Consider the following 12,943-nt stretch of genomic DNA (forward strand, 5'->3'; position numbering starts at 1 on the left):
TGGGATCTTATTTTTTATAACTACACCCCGGTAACACACCACCCCCCCGCCGCGGGGCCGCCGGATCTGAGTCGGCGGCCGCGCGGCGCACACAGGAAGGACGGGGGTAAGAGGACGGCTACGAGGGGTTCTGCCCGGTCCTACTCCCGCTCGTAGAAGATGTAGAAGGCGGTGACGGCCACCCCCGCGCCGATCGCCAGCGCGATGGCCGACGACCTGAGCACACTCCCCCCGGCGAGGCTGATCAGGTAGCCCATCGACGCGGCGCACAGCGCCCCGTACGCGGCTGCGCGCAGTTCGCGCGGGAGCGAGTGCTGGAACCTGCCCAGCGTGTACGCGAGCGCCGCGAAGGCCACGCCGGCGACCACGCCGAGTAGGACGTCACCGCCCGTGATGGCCCCGCCGTTGCGATGGACGAACGCCGCGTAGAAGCCGTAGACCACGCCCAGGGTGGCGGGCATCGCCCAGCCGAGAGAACCGTGGTGCCGTGCGGGCACCGCTGCATGTGCGGCCATGGCAGAGAGCTCCTTCCCTCTCGTCCCCCGCGTCCTCCTCTCAGAGCACACCCGCACCTGTCGCCTGGCAAGTCGGAAGACCGCCCCGGATTCGGCGGACCGGGCCGGCGGGCCCATTCGGCAGACCGGGCCGGAAGGCGCTGAACCTCCGGCCCCCGGTCGGCGGCGCACCGCTCGCGCCCGCGCCGCCGCCCGCGTTCCCTTGAGGAGTGCGGAGCTTCCTCTCAACGGCGTCAGCGCTGCTGATCGTCCTCGTCGCCGTCCTGACTCCGCTGAGCGCGCTCGCCGTCTGGGTCGACCGGGAGATCGGCGACACCGACAGCTACGTCGCCACGATGGAGCCGCTCGCCTCGGACTCCCGTGTGCAGAACGCCGTCGCCGTCCGGATCACCGACGAGGTCAAGAAGCGGATCGAAGCCGGCCCGTTCCAGGAGGGCGTCGAGAGCCTGGTGCGGGACGCCGTGCTCTCCTTCGCCGGCACCGCCGCCTTCAAGACCGTCTGGAACACCGTCAACCGCGCCGCCCACACCGCCGTCGAAGACGCTCTGGCCGAGGGCGGCGACAGTGCGGTCAGCATCGATCTGGCACCCGTCACCGAGCGGGTGAAGCAGCAGCTCGCCGACGAGAACGTGCCGTTCGTGGACCAGATCCCCGTCGAGCACACCCGGATCACGATCCTGGAGTCGGGCAAGCTCGGCACGGTGCGCGACGTCTTCCACGAGCTGCGGATCGCCGGGCCGTGGCTGGCGGTGGCGACGGTGCTGATCGCGGCGGGCGGGGTGCTTCTCGCCGTACGCAGAATGCGCGCTCTCGTCGGACTCGGCCTCGCGCTCGCGGCGGGCGCGGTGCTGCTGCGCATCGCGGTCTCGGTCTGGCGCGGGCTCGCCCTCGACGATCTGCCGCCGGATGTGGACCGCCCGGCGGCGGCCGCGGTGTACGACGCGCTGACGGCGACGCTGCGCACGACGGCGTGGTGGGTCCTGGCGGCCGGGCTCGCGCTGGCGCTGGCGGCCTGGCTGGCGGACCGCCGCCGCCCCGCCCGAGCGGCACGGGCGGCCTGAGCGGCCTGTGCGGCCTGAGCGGCCTGAGCCCATCGGGCCCGCCGGGCTGCTCCTCGGATGGGTGACCTCGCCGGGCGCGACAGGCCGCGGGCGGGAAAACTGCACGCTGGAGGTGAGCCATGGAACGCCTGGAAGCGGACGTGTGCGTGGTGGGTGCGGGTTTCGCCGGTCTGGCCGCCGCGCGGGAACTGGCACACGCCGGCCGCGACGTGGTGGTGCTCGAGGCCCGGGACCGGGTCGGTGGGCGAGTGTGGAACCGGGAGATGCCGGACGGCACGGTCGTCTCGGCGGGCGGCACCTGGCTGGGCAAGGGCCAGGACCGGATGTTCCAGCTCTGCCGGGAGCTGGGCATGGAGGTGTACCCCCAGTACGAGCAGGGGGAGCAGGTCCTGCGCCTGAATGGCATCAACCACCGCTACCGGGGGTTGATCCCCAAGATCGGACCGGTGGCGGTCGCCTCTCTGGGCCTCGCGTTCATGCGCCTGAACCAGATGGCGCGGCGGCTTCCGGCCGACGCCCCCTGGCAGGCCCGGGGCGCCCGCAGGCTGGACGCCCGCACGCTCGGGGAGTGGATCTCCCAGCCGCACAACGTGCCGTCGGACAAGGCCCGCGCCCTTCTCACGTCAGCGATGAGCCTGCTGTTCTGCGCCGATCCGGCGGAAGTCTCGCTGCTGGGGGCGCTGGTCCTGGCCCGTGGCGGCGGCAGCTTCAACTACTACACCGACAGCCGGAAGACCGAGACCCACCTGGTGGACGGCGGGGCGCCGGAGCTGGCCCGGCGGATCGCCGAGCGGCTGGGTGAGGCGGTGCACCTGTCGTCCCCGGTCCGGCAGATCACGTACAACGGCACCGATGTGCAGGTCCACTCCGACGCGCTCACCGTGCGGGCGCGGCGGGTGATCGTGGCGACCCCGCCCGTGCTGGCCGGCCGGATCGCCTTCGACCCGCCGCTGCCCCCCGACCACAGCCATCTGCGGCAGCGGCTGGCGCCCGGCGCGATCATCCGGGTGCTCACGACATACCCGGAGCCGTTCTGGCGGGAGCAGCACCTGTCGGGACAGACGCTGGCACCCCAGTCACCGGTCACGGTCACCATCGACCAGACGCCGCGCTCGGGCCGGCCGGGGGTGCTCAGCAGCTACGCGTTCGGACCCGGCGCCGTGCAGTTGGGCCGCCTGGAACCCAAGGAGCGGCGGGACGTGTGGCTGAACGCGCTCGCCGAGCGGTTCGGCCCGCAGGCTCACACCCCCAGTGGCTACTTGGAAACCGACTGGTCCGCCGAGCCGTGGTCGCTGGGCGGGATGGTGGGCTACTTCCCCACGGGCGTGCTGACCAACTACGGCCCGGCACTGCGCCGGCCGGTGGGCCGGATCCACTGGGCGAGCACGGAGACGGCAACGCTGATGCACGGGCTGATGGAGGGGGCCGTGCGCTCGGGCGAGCGGGCGGCCGGCGAGGTGCTGGCAGCCCTCTGATCGCGCCCCCGGCGCCGGGCTTGTCGGCGCCGGTGCCGGTGCCGGTGCCGGTGCCGGGACTGCCGAGCAGGATGATGTCGTCCGCAGCGGGAACGCCGTCGCCGTGTTGGGCAGCCGCGCTCCACGACGAGACCGGGCATGGGCCGGCTCTGGTCGCCGCGTTGGCAGACGGCTGGGTCCGCCGCACGGACCGGACCCGGCAAGAGGGTGTCGGCGACGCTCAAGGGGCCGGCCCCAGGCCCTGGCCCCGGGTCAGACGGGCCGCTCGGGTGAGGCGATCGCCCTTGCCGCCTTCACCTCCTGACGCAGCGGCGCCAGCACCCCCTGCTCGTCGCCCTCCAGTTCCGCCCGCACCTCCACCAGGACCACGTTCGACCGCAGCCCCTCCGACAGCTCCTGCAGCTGATGCTCGATGGCCGCCACCTCGACCGACGTCGGCGGCTCCGCCCCGTGGTCGACCCGGACCCGCGCCGCCGTCGTCGCGTCCACGATCCGCTCGACCGCGACGACCAGCGGCCACCACGCCGCCGCCCGCGCCCCCACCGGCGGCGGTTCGGTCAGGGCCCGCTGGAACTCCGACCGTACGGACGACAGATCGCGATAGATCCGGCGGCGCCTGCGCACCCTCTCCCCCTGATCCTCGTCCGCCCCGAACGCGCGCCCCACATAGCGCGCGGTGTCCTCCACCGCCGTCGCCAGCCGGTCGCCGATCCGGGTGTGCCAGCTCTCCGGCCAGAGCAGATAGCCCGCCACCAGCACGATCGCGCAGCCGATGAGGCTGTCCAGCAGGCGCGGCACGACGAGGTTGAAACCCTGGTGGTTGAGGACGTCGGAGAGCAGCAGGATCACGGGTGTGATGGCCGCCGTCTGGAAGGCGTACCCCTTCACGGAGAACGCGGGGATGAGCGCCGCGAGCACCATCATCACCGGTACGTCCCACCAGCCGCGCGGCACCTGCGAGAGCACCGCCGCCGCGGTGACCAGGCCCACCGCCGTGCCGAGCGCGCGCAGCACCGCGCGGGAGAAGACCGAGCCGAAGTCCGGCTTGAGGACGAAGGTGACGGTGAGCCCGACCCAGTACGAGCGGGACACGGGCACCAGGGACACCAGGGACTGGGCCAGCCCGATGCAGAGCGCGAGCCGCAGCCCGTACCGCCAGGACGGCTCGGAGAGCAGCACATTGCGGGCCGCACGCCGGGCCCGGACGCGCAGCGCCGCGGGCCGGCCCAGCCGGTCGTCCACGTTGTACGGGTCGGGGTCGGCCTTGTGCACGACGGCGGCCGCGTACCGCAGCGCGGCGTCGACGGCGCGGTCGGCCGGACCCTCCGGCTCGGGCAGCACCAGCTCCGGCGCCTCGCTGCGGCCCTCGGCGACCGCGTCCGCCAAATCCCGTACGGCGGCGGCGATTTCGGGCCGCCGGGAGGCCCGGCCGTACCGGTGCGCCGCCGCGCCGCCCTCGACCAGCGGGATGAGCGCATTGAGCTGGGCGAGCAGCCGGACCATCGGGCTGCTGCGCCCGTGGTCCCGGGCCCGGCGGGCAAGGATCAGGTCGTAGGAGGTGTTGAGTGACTGGGTGACGGCCTGGCGCTTTTCGTCGTACGCCGCGGTGCCCGCCGTCGCGAAGAGTTCGGCGACGCTTTCGTAGGCCGCGGCGACGGCGGCCCGTTCCGGCTCCCGGCCGCGCAACGGCCAGGCCAGCAGCGTCAGTACAAGGACGAAGAGCCCGCCGAGGCTCAGCAGCAGCGGGGGCTTCCACCACGGCTCCGGCATCGGCAGCCCGGCCCCCACCACCGCGTTGATCAGAAGCAGCAGCCCGGACACGGACGCCACCGCGCCGATCGACGAGATCATCCCGGAGACCAGCGCGACGAAGGTCAGCGCGACAACCGCGAGCCAGCCCTCTCCGTACACGAGGGTGCCGAGGGTGACACCGACCGCGCCGAAGAGCTGCGGGACGGCGATGTTGAAGATACGCATCCGGTAGGAGTCGGCGGTGTCGCCGATGACGCCCGAGAGTGCGCCCATCGACACCACCGCGCCGTACATGGGCTGCCCGGCGGCGAGCCCGACCGCGAGCGGCGCGGACAGCGCGACGGCGGCGCGGGCGACGGCGGCCCAGGGTATGGGCGCGGTCTGCGGCAGCAGGCCCTTCAGCAGCCAGTCGGGCGGCGTCAGCCGGCCCGCCCGCGTCCCCGTCCCGCCCTTGTCTTCGCCCATGGTCATCAAAAGACCCCGAAGAGGCCGTCCGGCGCAACTCCTCCGCACGGTGACCGGGCCTCCGACGGCGGCCGGGCCGGGTGGTCAGCCGCGGTAGTCCTCCACCTCGTCGGCGGGCCGGACCCTGGCCGTGTCCGGGTCGTCGCCGAACTCCGATTTGGCGCGGCGCTGACGCAACAGGTCCCAGCACTGGTCGAGCTGGACCTCGACGGCGTTCAGCCTGGCCTGTTCGTCGGCGTCGAGACCGAGCTGCCGGCCGGAGCGCTCGCGCAGCGAGCGTTCCTCCGCGACGAGTGCGGTGATGTTGCCGAATATCTGGTCGTTGTCCATGACACCTGCTCTCGGAGGACGAGTCTCAGAGGACGAAGACGGTCTTGCCGCGCGCGCCGCCCGCCCGGCTCTGCGCGAGCGCTTCCGGAGCCTTCTCGAGCGGGAATTCGGCGTCGACCGGTGCCTTCAGTGAACCGTCGGCGACTGCCGCGGCGAGGATGTCGAGCAGCGCCGCCGAGGCGTTCAGCCGGAAGTCGGCGCCCTCGACACCAGCCGGGAGCCGCGCGGGTCCGGCGGCGAAACGAGTGGTGAGGGCCCGGCCTCCGGGACGTACGAAGGCGGCGTTCGCGGCGAAGGAGGCCGGGTCGCCGGAGACCAGGTCGACCAGGGCGTCGACGCCGTCCGGACTCGCGTCCCGTACCGCGGCCGCCAGATCGTGCGCGGTGGTGTCGACGGTGACGGTGGCACCGAGCGCGCTCATCCGCCGCTGTTCGTCGCCGCGCACAGCCGCCAGCACCCGTACGCCACCCGCCGCGGCCAATTGCGTCAGATAGCTGCCGACGCCGCCCGCCGCGCCGACGACCAGCAGGCTCTGCCCGACCCCTACGCCCGCCGCCTCAAGGATCTGCGCGGCGGTCATCCCGGAGGTGGGCAGCAGCGCCGCGGTCTTCAGCGGCAGTCCGTCCGGTACGAAGGCGATGGGGGCGTCCTGCGGCATGGTCACGTACTCCGCGTACGTCCCGGTCCCGACGGGCGGGCGCGCGGCCTGCCCGAAGACGGCGTCGCCCACCCGGAAGCGGCTGTCGCCGGGGCCCACGACATCCACCTTGCCCGCGAAGTCCACGCCCATGACCAGCGGGAACACATGCGCTGCCCGGCCCTGAAGCATTCCGTCGGCGGCCTGCCAGTCGTACGGGTTGAGCGCCGCGTACTCGACCTTCACCAGCACCTCGCCCACGCCGGGCTCCGGCTTGGGAACCTGGATCAGTTCGGGCTCGGCCTTGAACGCCTTGACGGCGACAGCGCGCATCGGGAACGCCTCCTGATGGACGGCCCCCCGGTATCATCCACGTCCCCACTCTCACCCGGGCGGCCGGTCAGCGCACGTCGTGCAGTTCGAGCTGGACGAGCAGCGACCGGTGGTCGGTGTCGGCCAGGTCCAGGAAGCGGGCCTTGCGCACCGAGAAGTCCTCGCTGATCAGCACATGGTCGATCTGGGCGCCCAGCGGCCGGCGGACGGCGGACGGCCAGGACGGGGTGCGGGCGGCGCCCGCGAGGGTGGCGCTGTCGCGCAGATCTCCGGCGTCGAGGATCCGGCGGAAGGCGGCGTGGTCCTGGGTGGCGTTGAAGTCACCGGCGACGAGGGCCGGCCGTCCCTTCACCCCGGCGGCGTACGTACGCAGCAGGCCGAGCTCCCGCTGCCAGTCGGCGACGCCGCTGGGGATGGGCGGCAGCGGGTGGGCGAGCTGGAGGTTCACGGTGCGGTCGCCGACGACGGCGACCGCACCGGGCATGGCGAGCGTGCCGTCGACGCCCGGAGCGGCGCGCAGCGGGAGCTTGCTGAGGATGGCCGAGCCACTGGCCGCGTAGCCCTCGACGACCTTGCGGTACGGATAGTCGCCGCGGGAGACCCTCGCCGCGAGCGCGTCCGTGCAGCTGGGATCGCATTCCTGGATGAACACCAGGTCGGGCCGCTCGCGGCGGACGGCGGCCAGCAGTCCCTCGGTGGCGTTGCCGAACTCGACGTTGGACGTGAGCACTTCGAGGCGGGCGACGACGGGCCCCGGCGGATCGTCGGTCAGCCCGGTGTCGTACGGCCTGACGAACCAGCCGGTGACGACGAGCACCGCGGCCGCCCAGACCATGCCGGTGCGCCACCGCGCGAGGAGGGCCGGCAGCAGGGCGGCCCCGGCCGGCAGCAGCAGCCAGGGCAGGAAGGCGAGCAGCTGCGGCACCGGGGTGATGCCGTCGGTGTCCGCGACGCGGCAGCCGGCCACCACGCTCGGAACGATCAGCAGCAGGGTCGCCAGCCAGGCGGCGGCGCGCCGTGCGCCGGAGGGGCGGAAGGGGGCGTCCGGCTCGGCGGCCGGAGCCGCCGTCGAGATGGCGCTGTCCAAACCGGCCTCCGGGCGCGGGATGTTCCGACGGTCGAGTCACTCCACTGGTAAGGACGTCAGTCTCGGCGACTTTGTTGCGGCTGTCGCGGCGATTCGCCGCACGTCACCTGGGGACCTCGGGTCGCTCCGGCTTCCTGGGCTGCTCGGACTTCCTGGACTGCTCGAGCTTCGTGGGCTGCTCGGGGGCGTACTGGCGCAGCGCGTTGATCAGCAGCTCGAGCCCGAAGGTGAACTCCGCCTCGTGGTCGATCACCGCCAGCTTCGGCGCGAGCTTCGCCACCGCCGCGAAGCCCGAGCCCTCGAGATACGCCGCGCGCTCCCGTACGACCGACTCGTCCTCCCCCTTGAAGCCGGGCGAATGGAACTCCCGCAGCAGTGAGCCGACCTGGAAGGCGATGAGCAGCCGCAGGGCATGCACGGCGGCTGCCTCGTCGAAGCCGTGGTCGAGCAGGACGGAGAGAGAGCAGTTGATGGTCGGGAGCGCTCCGGGGGACGAGAGCTGGCGGGTGAGCACCAGCTCGCAGGCGCGCGGGTGACGCAGTGACGAGCGACGGAAGGCGTACGCGACCGAGCGGATGCCCTCCTCCCAGTCGCCGGGGGACCGCCGGGACAGCTGCATGTCCGTGGTGATGAACTCCGTGACCCCGTCGAGGACGTCCGACTTGCCGCCCACATGGTTGTAGAGCGACATCGCCTGGACGCCCAGGGTGGCGGCGATCCGGCGCATGGAGAGCGCGTCCACACCCTCGTTGTCGATGATCCGGAGCGCGGCGCTGACGATCCGTTCACGGGACAACGGCTCGCGGGACGACGGCCGGTGGGCCGATGTACCGCGCTCCATGGGTTGTTGACGGGTTCTTCCGTCAGACATCGGGGGGCTCCTGAGTGGGTTTCGCGGACTCTTGCCGCACTCCTTGACGACTTACAGCGTAAGTGCTTCGCTCGGTCCCGTACTTACGGCGTAAGTACGGGATATCCGGCCTGGGGGGCGCCCGCAAGATGACGAAGGAAGCGCGTGAGGCTCTCGTCCTCGAGCACAGGGAGAGCGAGAACCGGCACGAGGTCGGCGACACACCGAGGGCCTTCGGTCATCCGCGGTACGCGATCCTCGCCACCGGCCAGGTCTTCGACGGGCACAACGGCGAGCTGTACGGCTTCCCGCCCGCCGGACGCGCTTTACGCTGACGGACACCGGCGATGTCCCTCTTCGAGGACGAGCAACTGGCCTGCGAGCGCGTCTGCTTCGACACCGCGACGATCCTCACCCAGCTCGGCCTCGCGACGACCCTTCCCCTCCCCGCGTAGCCGGAGCCTCGCATGTCTCAGCCCATCGTCCACCACCTCGACTGCGCCCCGATGCACCCGGTCGGCGGCGCCCCACTGGTCGCCCACTGCCTGCTGGTGGTGACGGGCAGCGGCCTCGTGCTGGTCGACACGGGTCTGGGCGCCGCGGATGTCTCGGACCCGCGGCGGCTCGGGCCGTTCTTCCGGCGGACCATGCGGCCGACGCTGGATCTCTCGCGTACGGCGGTCCACCAGATCCGGGCGCTGGGCTACGACCCGTACGACGTACAGGACATCGTCATCACCCATCTCGACCAGGACCACGCCGGAGGTCTCGCGGACTTCCCCCACGCGCGGGTCCATGTGATGGCCGACGAGTACCGGGCGGCGATGCGCCGCGAGACACGTCTCGACTCCAGCCGCTATGTCCCGGCGCAGTGGGCGCACGGTCCGCAGTGGGTCGTCCACGACACGGCGGACTCCAACTGGCACGGCTTCGCCGCGGCACGGGTGCTGCGCTCGCCGGACATCCTGATGGTGCCGCTGCCGGGGCACACCCGGGGGCACTGCGCGGTGGCCGTGCAGGAGCCGGCGCGGTGGCTGCTGCACGCGGGCGACGCGTACTTCTTCCACGGCGAGATCGACCAGCGCCGGCCTCGCTGCCCGCGCGCGACGGCGCTGCATCAGCGGCTGGTCGCGGAGAACCACTCCGAGCGGCTGACGCAACTGGAGCGGCTGCGGGAGCTGCGGCGTGCCGACCCGAGGCTGATCCGGATCTTCTCGTCGCACGACGCGCACGAGTTCGCGCGGTTCAGCGCAGAAAGGCTCGGTCGTGTGCACTGATGCGGGCGCGGGGTCCGGAGGCGCGTAGGACGACGTCGAGCACATGGCCGGGCTCGGCCGCGTAACTCTGCGCGAACCACGGCATATTGGCCTCGACAACAGCCCACCGGCCGTCGTCGAGCCGTCCTGTGTCGACGACGACGGCGCTGGGCAGGGTGTGTGCGCTCTGCCGCAGCAGCTCGCCGGCGAAGTCCCGCGCTGCGGGGTCGAGAGGCGCGGGGTCCAGCCGCCCGTGGACGGCATACCGACTGCCGGTGCGGACCTGGCCGTCGAGCACGAACAGCCGGTACTCGGCGGCGAACTCCACGACTTCGCTGACGAGTACGGGCGTCTCCGGCCCGATCCGGTCGCCGTCCTTGGGCAGCCGCGTACCGTCCGCGTACACCGCGGCGGGCACGGACTTGTCGGACGGCGGCTTGACGAAGGCGGGCGCCTGCAGCTGCCAGGCCTCGGCGAGGGTCGTCAACTCGATGCGGCGGCGGGTGAGTTCGTACGGAAGTGTGCTGAGCCAGTCGTCGTGCGGCTCGAGCAGCCCGACGCCGAGCCGTCCCGTGACCCGAGCGGCGGCGAGCGGCCCGCCGTACCAGTGCAGGTCCCGCTCACCGCGCTCGGGCGGCACGGCGACCACGTCGAGGCCACGCCAGGCAGCGACCTTGGCGAGCAGCACGGCGGTGCTGGTACGGGGCACGGGCGCGAGGAGCGCGGGCAGGCGCGGCTGGGGCATGGGGGGACGTTAGCGGGCCGGGTCGGGTGCGGGGATTTGTTTCGCCGCGGGGCCCGGGCCTCCGGGCTCAACTCCTCGGGGTCGGGCTCACACTCACCACATGACCGCATAGAAGTTGACTCTTTTATTGTCACTCGGCAACATTAGAGCCAAGCGCTTCGCTCATCTGTTGTCGATCGACAATGAAAATGTCAAGGAGGGTGGCACGGTGATCGAATTTTCGGTTTCCGAGGCCGCCGCGAGCCTCGGTGTGTCCCGCCAGCGGGTCCTCGCACTGATTCACGACGGGGATCTGCCCGCTCGGCTCATCGGTGGACGGTGGGTGGTGCTGTCGGCGGATGTGGACGAGTGGGGGCAGGACCGGCCCGCCGGAAGGCCCATGGCCGGCCGGGTGGCCTGGGGACTCCTTGACCTCCTCGACGACGGGCGCGCTCCATGGCTCAAGGCATCCGAACGCTCCCGGCTGCGCGCACGGCTGCGCGCACGGCCGTCAATCGCTCAGGTCGGCCATTGGGTGCGACGGCGCAATGAAGTGTTGTGGCTGCGAGGGCACCCAGCCGCACTGCCGAGGTTGCTCGCCTTCGAGGGCGCAGTGCCCGCGGGGGCGTCGGCGCCAGGACAGGACATCGTGGATCCCGGGCAGGTGGAGGTCTATCTGCGGCAGGACGCCGCGGCCAGGGCAATGCGGAAGCTGGCACTTCGCCAGGTGCCCCGCCGAGAGGCGAACGCCGTGGTGAAAGTGCCGCAAGAAGTCTGGCCGTTCGACGATGGCCCTGGGCGGGCAGCGGTCGCTCTGGACCTGTGGGACGCGAGCGACGAGCGCTCGCGCCGTACCGCTCGCAGGCTGTACTCGAGCGTGCTGGATGCCCGGTTCCCCGCCCTTGAAGGAGACGAGCAGTGATGCACGGTGTACCGCGGCTGGACATCGATCCCGTCGAACTGCCACCCCTGGCGGGCGCGGCCGATGAACTGTGGCGGCTTCTGCTGGATCTCGCAGACGCGGTCGATGCCCCGTGGACGCTGGTCGGCGGCCAGATGGTGATGCTGCACGGCCTTCAACGCGGCCGGCCGTCTCCACGCGTCTCCACGGACATCGACACCGTCGTCGATGTCCGCGCCGACCCGCGTGGGATGCGCCGGATGGTGCGTGCCCTCACGAATCTCGGCCTGGTTCCGGCAGGGGACCCGGGGCCGAACGGTCTGATGCACCGTTACGTGAAACCGGGGACGGAAGTTGCCATCGATCTCGCCGCTCCCGCCGCATCCGTGGACGTACTGGTCCCTGAAGGGTTGGGGCCGGCGGCGGACGTGACCACGAGCGGCCAGGGCCGTGCTTTCCCCGCGCCGGGTGCATCGCAGGCTTTGACGCGCACTGAGTTGGTGCCGGTTACCTACGACAGCAGGCAGCAGCATGTACCTCGCCCGGATCTCCTCGGTGCCATCGTCGGCAAGGCCGTCGGCGCTGCCGTCGACAACAGGGAACCGGAGCGACACGTCCGGGACCTCGCTTTCCTGTGCAGCCTTGTGGAGGATCCGTTTGCTCTGGCGGAGGCCATCACGCCGAAGGACCGCAAGCGGCTGAATCAAGTTGCGAGGAAGCTGAGCGGCACGTCTCCGCACTGGCAAGATCTCGATGGCCGCGGCGAAGACGCCCGGGCCGCCTGGGAGGTCCTCACCAGCGCCTGATGGCGATTCGGCGTCAGGGCAGTTGCTCGGTCATGTGGTGAGCGTGGGCCGGGGGCGTTGATGGTTGCTGTCCGGTGGGTGGTTTCCTCCGGCGAACCGCTGTACCCCCGCGGCGGGCCGCACCCGTGTCGTTCGGGTGGGGAGGGGCCGTGCAGGGTCGTCCCCACAGGGGATTGGCGGCAAAACCGGGGTCACGCACCAAGAGCCTGTACGCCGCCGACCCCGAGGAGTCGAGCCCGGAGGGGCACCGGATCCCGCACCCGACAAGAACCCGCACCCCGCCGGAGGCAACCCGCACTCGACAAGAACCCGCGCCCCGGGCTCGAGCAAGAAGCACACGCGCCCCGCGCCCCCTACGGCTTCGGGAGCCCGCCCTGGAGGCGTTCCATTTCGCGGCGGTCTCGCTTTGTCGGGCGGCCCGCGCCCCTCTCCCGTACCGCCACCGGCGCCACGAACTCCCTCGGCGGTGGCGGCGGGCTGTTGTCCACGTAGCACTGGGCCGCCACCGGTGGGCCCACCCGCTTGCGGATGATCTTCGAGACGACCACCAGCCGCTCCCGGCCCGCGTGGAACAGCCGCACCTGGTCACCGGAGCGCAGCAGGTGCGCCGGCTTCACCCGTTCACCGTTCACGCGGACATGGCCGGCCCGGCACGCCGACGCCGCCTGGGAGCGGGTCTTCGTGAGCCGGACCGACCAGATCCACGCGTCGACCCGTACGGTGCCCTCGTCCGAAACCTCTGCAGCCATGT

At 71.9% G+C, this 12,943-nt stretch carries 14 protein-coding genes; 6 read left to right on the forward strand and 8 right to left on the reverse strand.

What is annotated here, in order from left to right; translation table 11 throughout:
* Positions 1 to 140 precede the first annotated feature (140 nt).
* Complete coding sequence (locus ACFWDI_RS16135) at positions 141 to 515, reverse strand: hypothetical protein (RefSeq protein WP_385304435.1); 375 nt, start codon at positions 513 to 515, stop codon at positions 141 to 143.
* A 209-nt stretch (positions 516 to 724) separates the two neighbouring features.
* Here ACFWDI_RS16135 and ACFWDI_RS16140 point away from each other — a divergent pair, with 209 nt between their 5' ends.
* Together ACFWDI_RS16140 and ACFWDI_RS16145 are read left to right on the forward strand one after the other, a co-directional pair.
* The gene (locus tag ACFWDI_RS16140; RefSeq protein WP_385304438.1) at positions 725 to 1,576 is read left to right on the forward strand and encodes a hypothetical protein; all 852 of its coding nucleotides are present in this window, start codon (positions 725 to 727) and stop codon (positions 1,574 to 1,576) included.
* 119 nt (positions 1,577 to 1,695) lie between these two features.
* Positions 1,696 to 3,051, forward strand: coding sequence for a flavin monoamine oxidase family protein (locus tag ACFWDI_RS16145; protein ID WP_385304440.1), 1,356 nt, complete (start codon positions 1,696 to 1,698; stop codon positions 3,049 to 3,051).
* A gap of 252 nt (positions 3,052 to 3,303) precedes the next feature.
* Here ACFWDI_RS16145 and ACFWDI_RS16150 read toward each other — a convergent pair whose 3' ends face one another.
* From ACFWDI_RS16150 to ACFWDI_RS16170, 5 genes are all read right to left on the reverse strand, one after another.
* Complete coding sequence (locus ACFWDI_RS16150) at positions 3,304 to 5,274, reverse strand: FUSC family protein (protein WP_385304441.1); 1,971 nt, start codon at positions 5,272 to 5,274, stop codon at positions 3,304 to 3,306.
* A 78-nt stretch (positions 5,275 to 5,352) separates the two neighbouring features.
* Positions 5,353 to 5,598, reverse strand: coding sequence for a DUF2630 family protein (locus ACFWDI_RS16155; RefSeq protein ID WP_385304442.1), 246 nt, complete (start codon positions 5,596 to 5,598; stop codon positions 5,353 to 5,355).
* 25 nt (positions 5,599 to 5,623) lie between these two features.
* Complete coding sequence (locus tag ACFWDI_RS16160; protein ID WP_385304444.1) at positions 5,624 to 6,568, reverse strand: NADP-dependent oxidoreductase; 945 nt, start codon at positions 6,566 to 6,568, stop codon at positions 5,624 to 5,626.
* Positions 6,569 to 6,635: 67 nt separating this feature from the next.
* Positions 6,636 to 7,655: an endonuclease/exonuclease/phosphatase family protein gene (locus ACFWDI_RS16165; protein WP_385304446.1), complete on the reverse strand. Its 1,020-nt coding sequence runs from the start codon at positions 7,653 to 7,655 to the stop codon at positions 6,636 to 6,638.
* 103 nt (positions 7,656 to 7,758) lie between these two features.
* On the reverse strand, positions 7,759 to 8,526 hold the full coding sequence (locus tag ACFWDI_RS16170; RefSeq protein WP_385304448.1) for a TetR/AcrR family transcriptional regulator C-terminal domain-containing protein: 768 nt from the start codon (positions 8,524 to 8,526) through the stop codon (positions 7,759 to 7,761).
* A 128-nt stretch (positions 8,527 to 8,654) separates the two neighbouring features.
* Here ACFWDI_RS16170 and ACFWDI_RS16175 point away from each other — a divergent pair, with 128 nt between their 5' ends.
* Positions 8,655 to 8,840, forward strand: a complete 186-nt coding sequence (locus tag ACFWDI_RS16175) for a hypothetical protein (protein WP_385304451.1) — start codon at positions 8,655 to 8,657, stop codon at positions 8,838 to 8,840.
* Positions 8,841 to 8,972: 132 nt separating this feature from the next.
* Positions 8,973 to 9,782, forward strand: a complete 810-nt coding sequence (locus ACFWDI_RS16180) for an MBL fold metallo-hydrolase (protein ID WP_385304453.1) — start codon at positions 8,973 to 8,975, stop codon at positions 9,780 to 9,782.
* Here ACFWDI_RS16180 and ACFWDI_RS16185 read toward each other — a convergent pair.
* Positions 9,751 to 10,506 (reverse strand): ATP-grasp domain-containing protein, encoded by a 756-nt coding sequence (locus ACFWDI_RS16185; protein ID WP_385304454.1) that lies wholly within the window; start codon positions 10,504 to 10,506, stop codon positions 9,751 to 9,753. The two genes, ACFWDI_RS16180 and ACFWDI_RS16185, sit on opposite strands and share 32 nt — an antisense overlap.
* Positions 10,507 to 10,714: 208 nt before the next feature.
* Between ACFWDI_RS16185 and ACFWDI_RS16190 the strand changes: the two genes are divergently transcribed.
* Both ACFWDI_RS16190 and ACFWDI_RS16195 read left to right on the forward strand, forming a co-directional pair.
* Complete coding sequence (locus tag ACFWDI_RS16190) at positions 10,715 to 11,407, forward strand: helix-turn-helix domain-containing protein (protein ID WP_385304458.1); 693 nt, start codon at positions 10,715 to 10,717, stop codon at positions 11,405 to 11,407.
* Positions 11,407 to 12,192 (forward strand): hypothetical protein, encoded by a 786-nt coding sequence (locus ACFWDI_RS16195; protein WP_385304461.1) that lies wholly within the window; start codon positions 11,407 to 11,409, stop codon positions 12,190 to 12,192. The genes ACFWDI_RS16190 and ACFWDI_RS16195 overlap by 1 nt, the downstream gene beginning before the upstream one ends.
* A 353-nt stretch (positions 12,193 to 12,545) precedes the next feature.
* Here ACFWDI_RS16195 and ACFWDI_RS16200 read toward each other — a convergent pair whose 3' ends face one another.
* Positions 12,546 to 12,941, reverse strand: a complete 396-nt coding sequence (locus ACFWDI_RS16200; protein ID WP_385304463.1) for an RNA-binding S4 domain-containing protein — start codon at positions 12,939 to 12,941, stop codon at positions 12,546 to 12,548.
* Between the last annotated feature and the right edge of the window lie 2 nt (positions 12,942 to 12,943).

This window comes from Streptomyces sp. NPDC060064, from assembly GCF_042736455.1.
Taxonomy (GTDB): domain Bacteria; phylum Actinomycetota; class Actinomycetes; order Streptomycetales; family Streptomycetaceae; genus Streptomyces.

Bases quoted from the DNA above. Each gene is read 5' to 3' on its own strand.
- ACFWDI_RS16135 (WP_385304435.1), bottom strand. From the start codon at position 515: ATGGCCGCACATGCAGCGGTGCCCGCACGGCACCACGGTTCTCTCGGC.
- ACFWDI_RS16145 (WP_385304440.1), top strand. From the start codon at position 1,696: ATGGAACGCCTGGAAGCGGACGTGTGCGTGGTGGGTGCGGGTTTCGCC.
- ACFWDI_RS16150 (WP_385304441.1), bottom strand. From the start codon at position 5,274: ATGACCATGGGCGAAGACAAGGGCGGGACGGGGACGCGGGCGGGCCGG.
- ACFWDI_RS16155 (WP_385304442.1), bottom strand. From the start codon at position 5,598: ATGGACAACGACCAGATATTCGGCAACATCACCGCACTCGTCGCGGAG.
- ACFWDI_RS16160 (WP_385304444.1), bottom strand. From the start codon at position 6,568: ATGCGCGCTGTCGCCGTCAAGGCGTTCAAGGCCGAGCCCGAACTGATC.
- ACFWDI_RS16170 (WP_385304448.1), bottom strand. From the start codon at position 8,526: ATGTCTGACGGAAGAACCCGTCAACAACCCATGGAGCGCGGTACATCG.
- ACFWDI_RS16175 (WP_385304451.1), top strand. From the start codon at position 8,655: ATGACGAAGGAAGCGCGTGAGGCTCTCGTCCTCGAGCACAGGGAGAGC.
- ACFWDI_RS16180 (WP_385304453.1), top strand. From the start codon at position 8,973: ATGTCTCAGCCCATCGTCCACCACCTCGACTGCGCCCCGATGCACCCG.
- ACFWDI_RS16185 (WP_385304454.1), bottom strand. From the start codon at position 10,506: ATGCCCCAGCCGCGCCTGCCCGCGCTCCTCGCGCCCGTGCCCCGTACC.
- ACFWDI_RS16195 (WP_385304461.1), top strand. From the start codon at position 11,407: ATGCACGGTGTACCGCGGCTGGACATCGATCCCGTCGAACTGCCACCC.
- ACFWDI_RS16200 (WP_385304463.1), bottom strand. From the start codon at position 12,941: ATGGCTGCAGAGGTTTCGGACGAGGGCACCGTACGGGTCGACGCGTGG.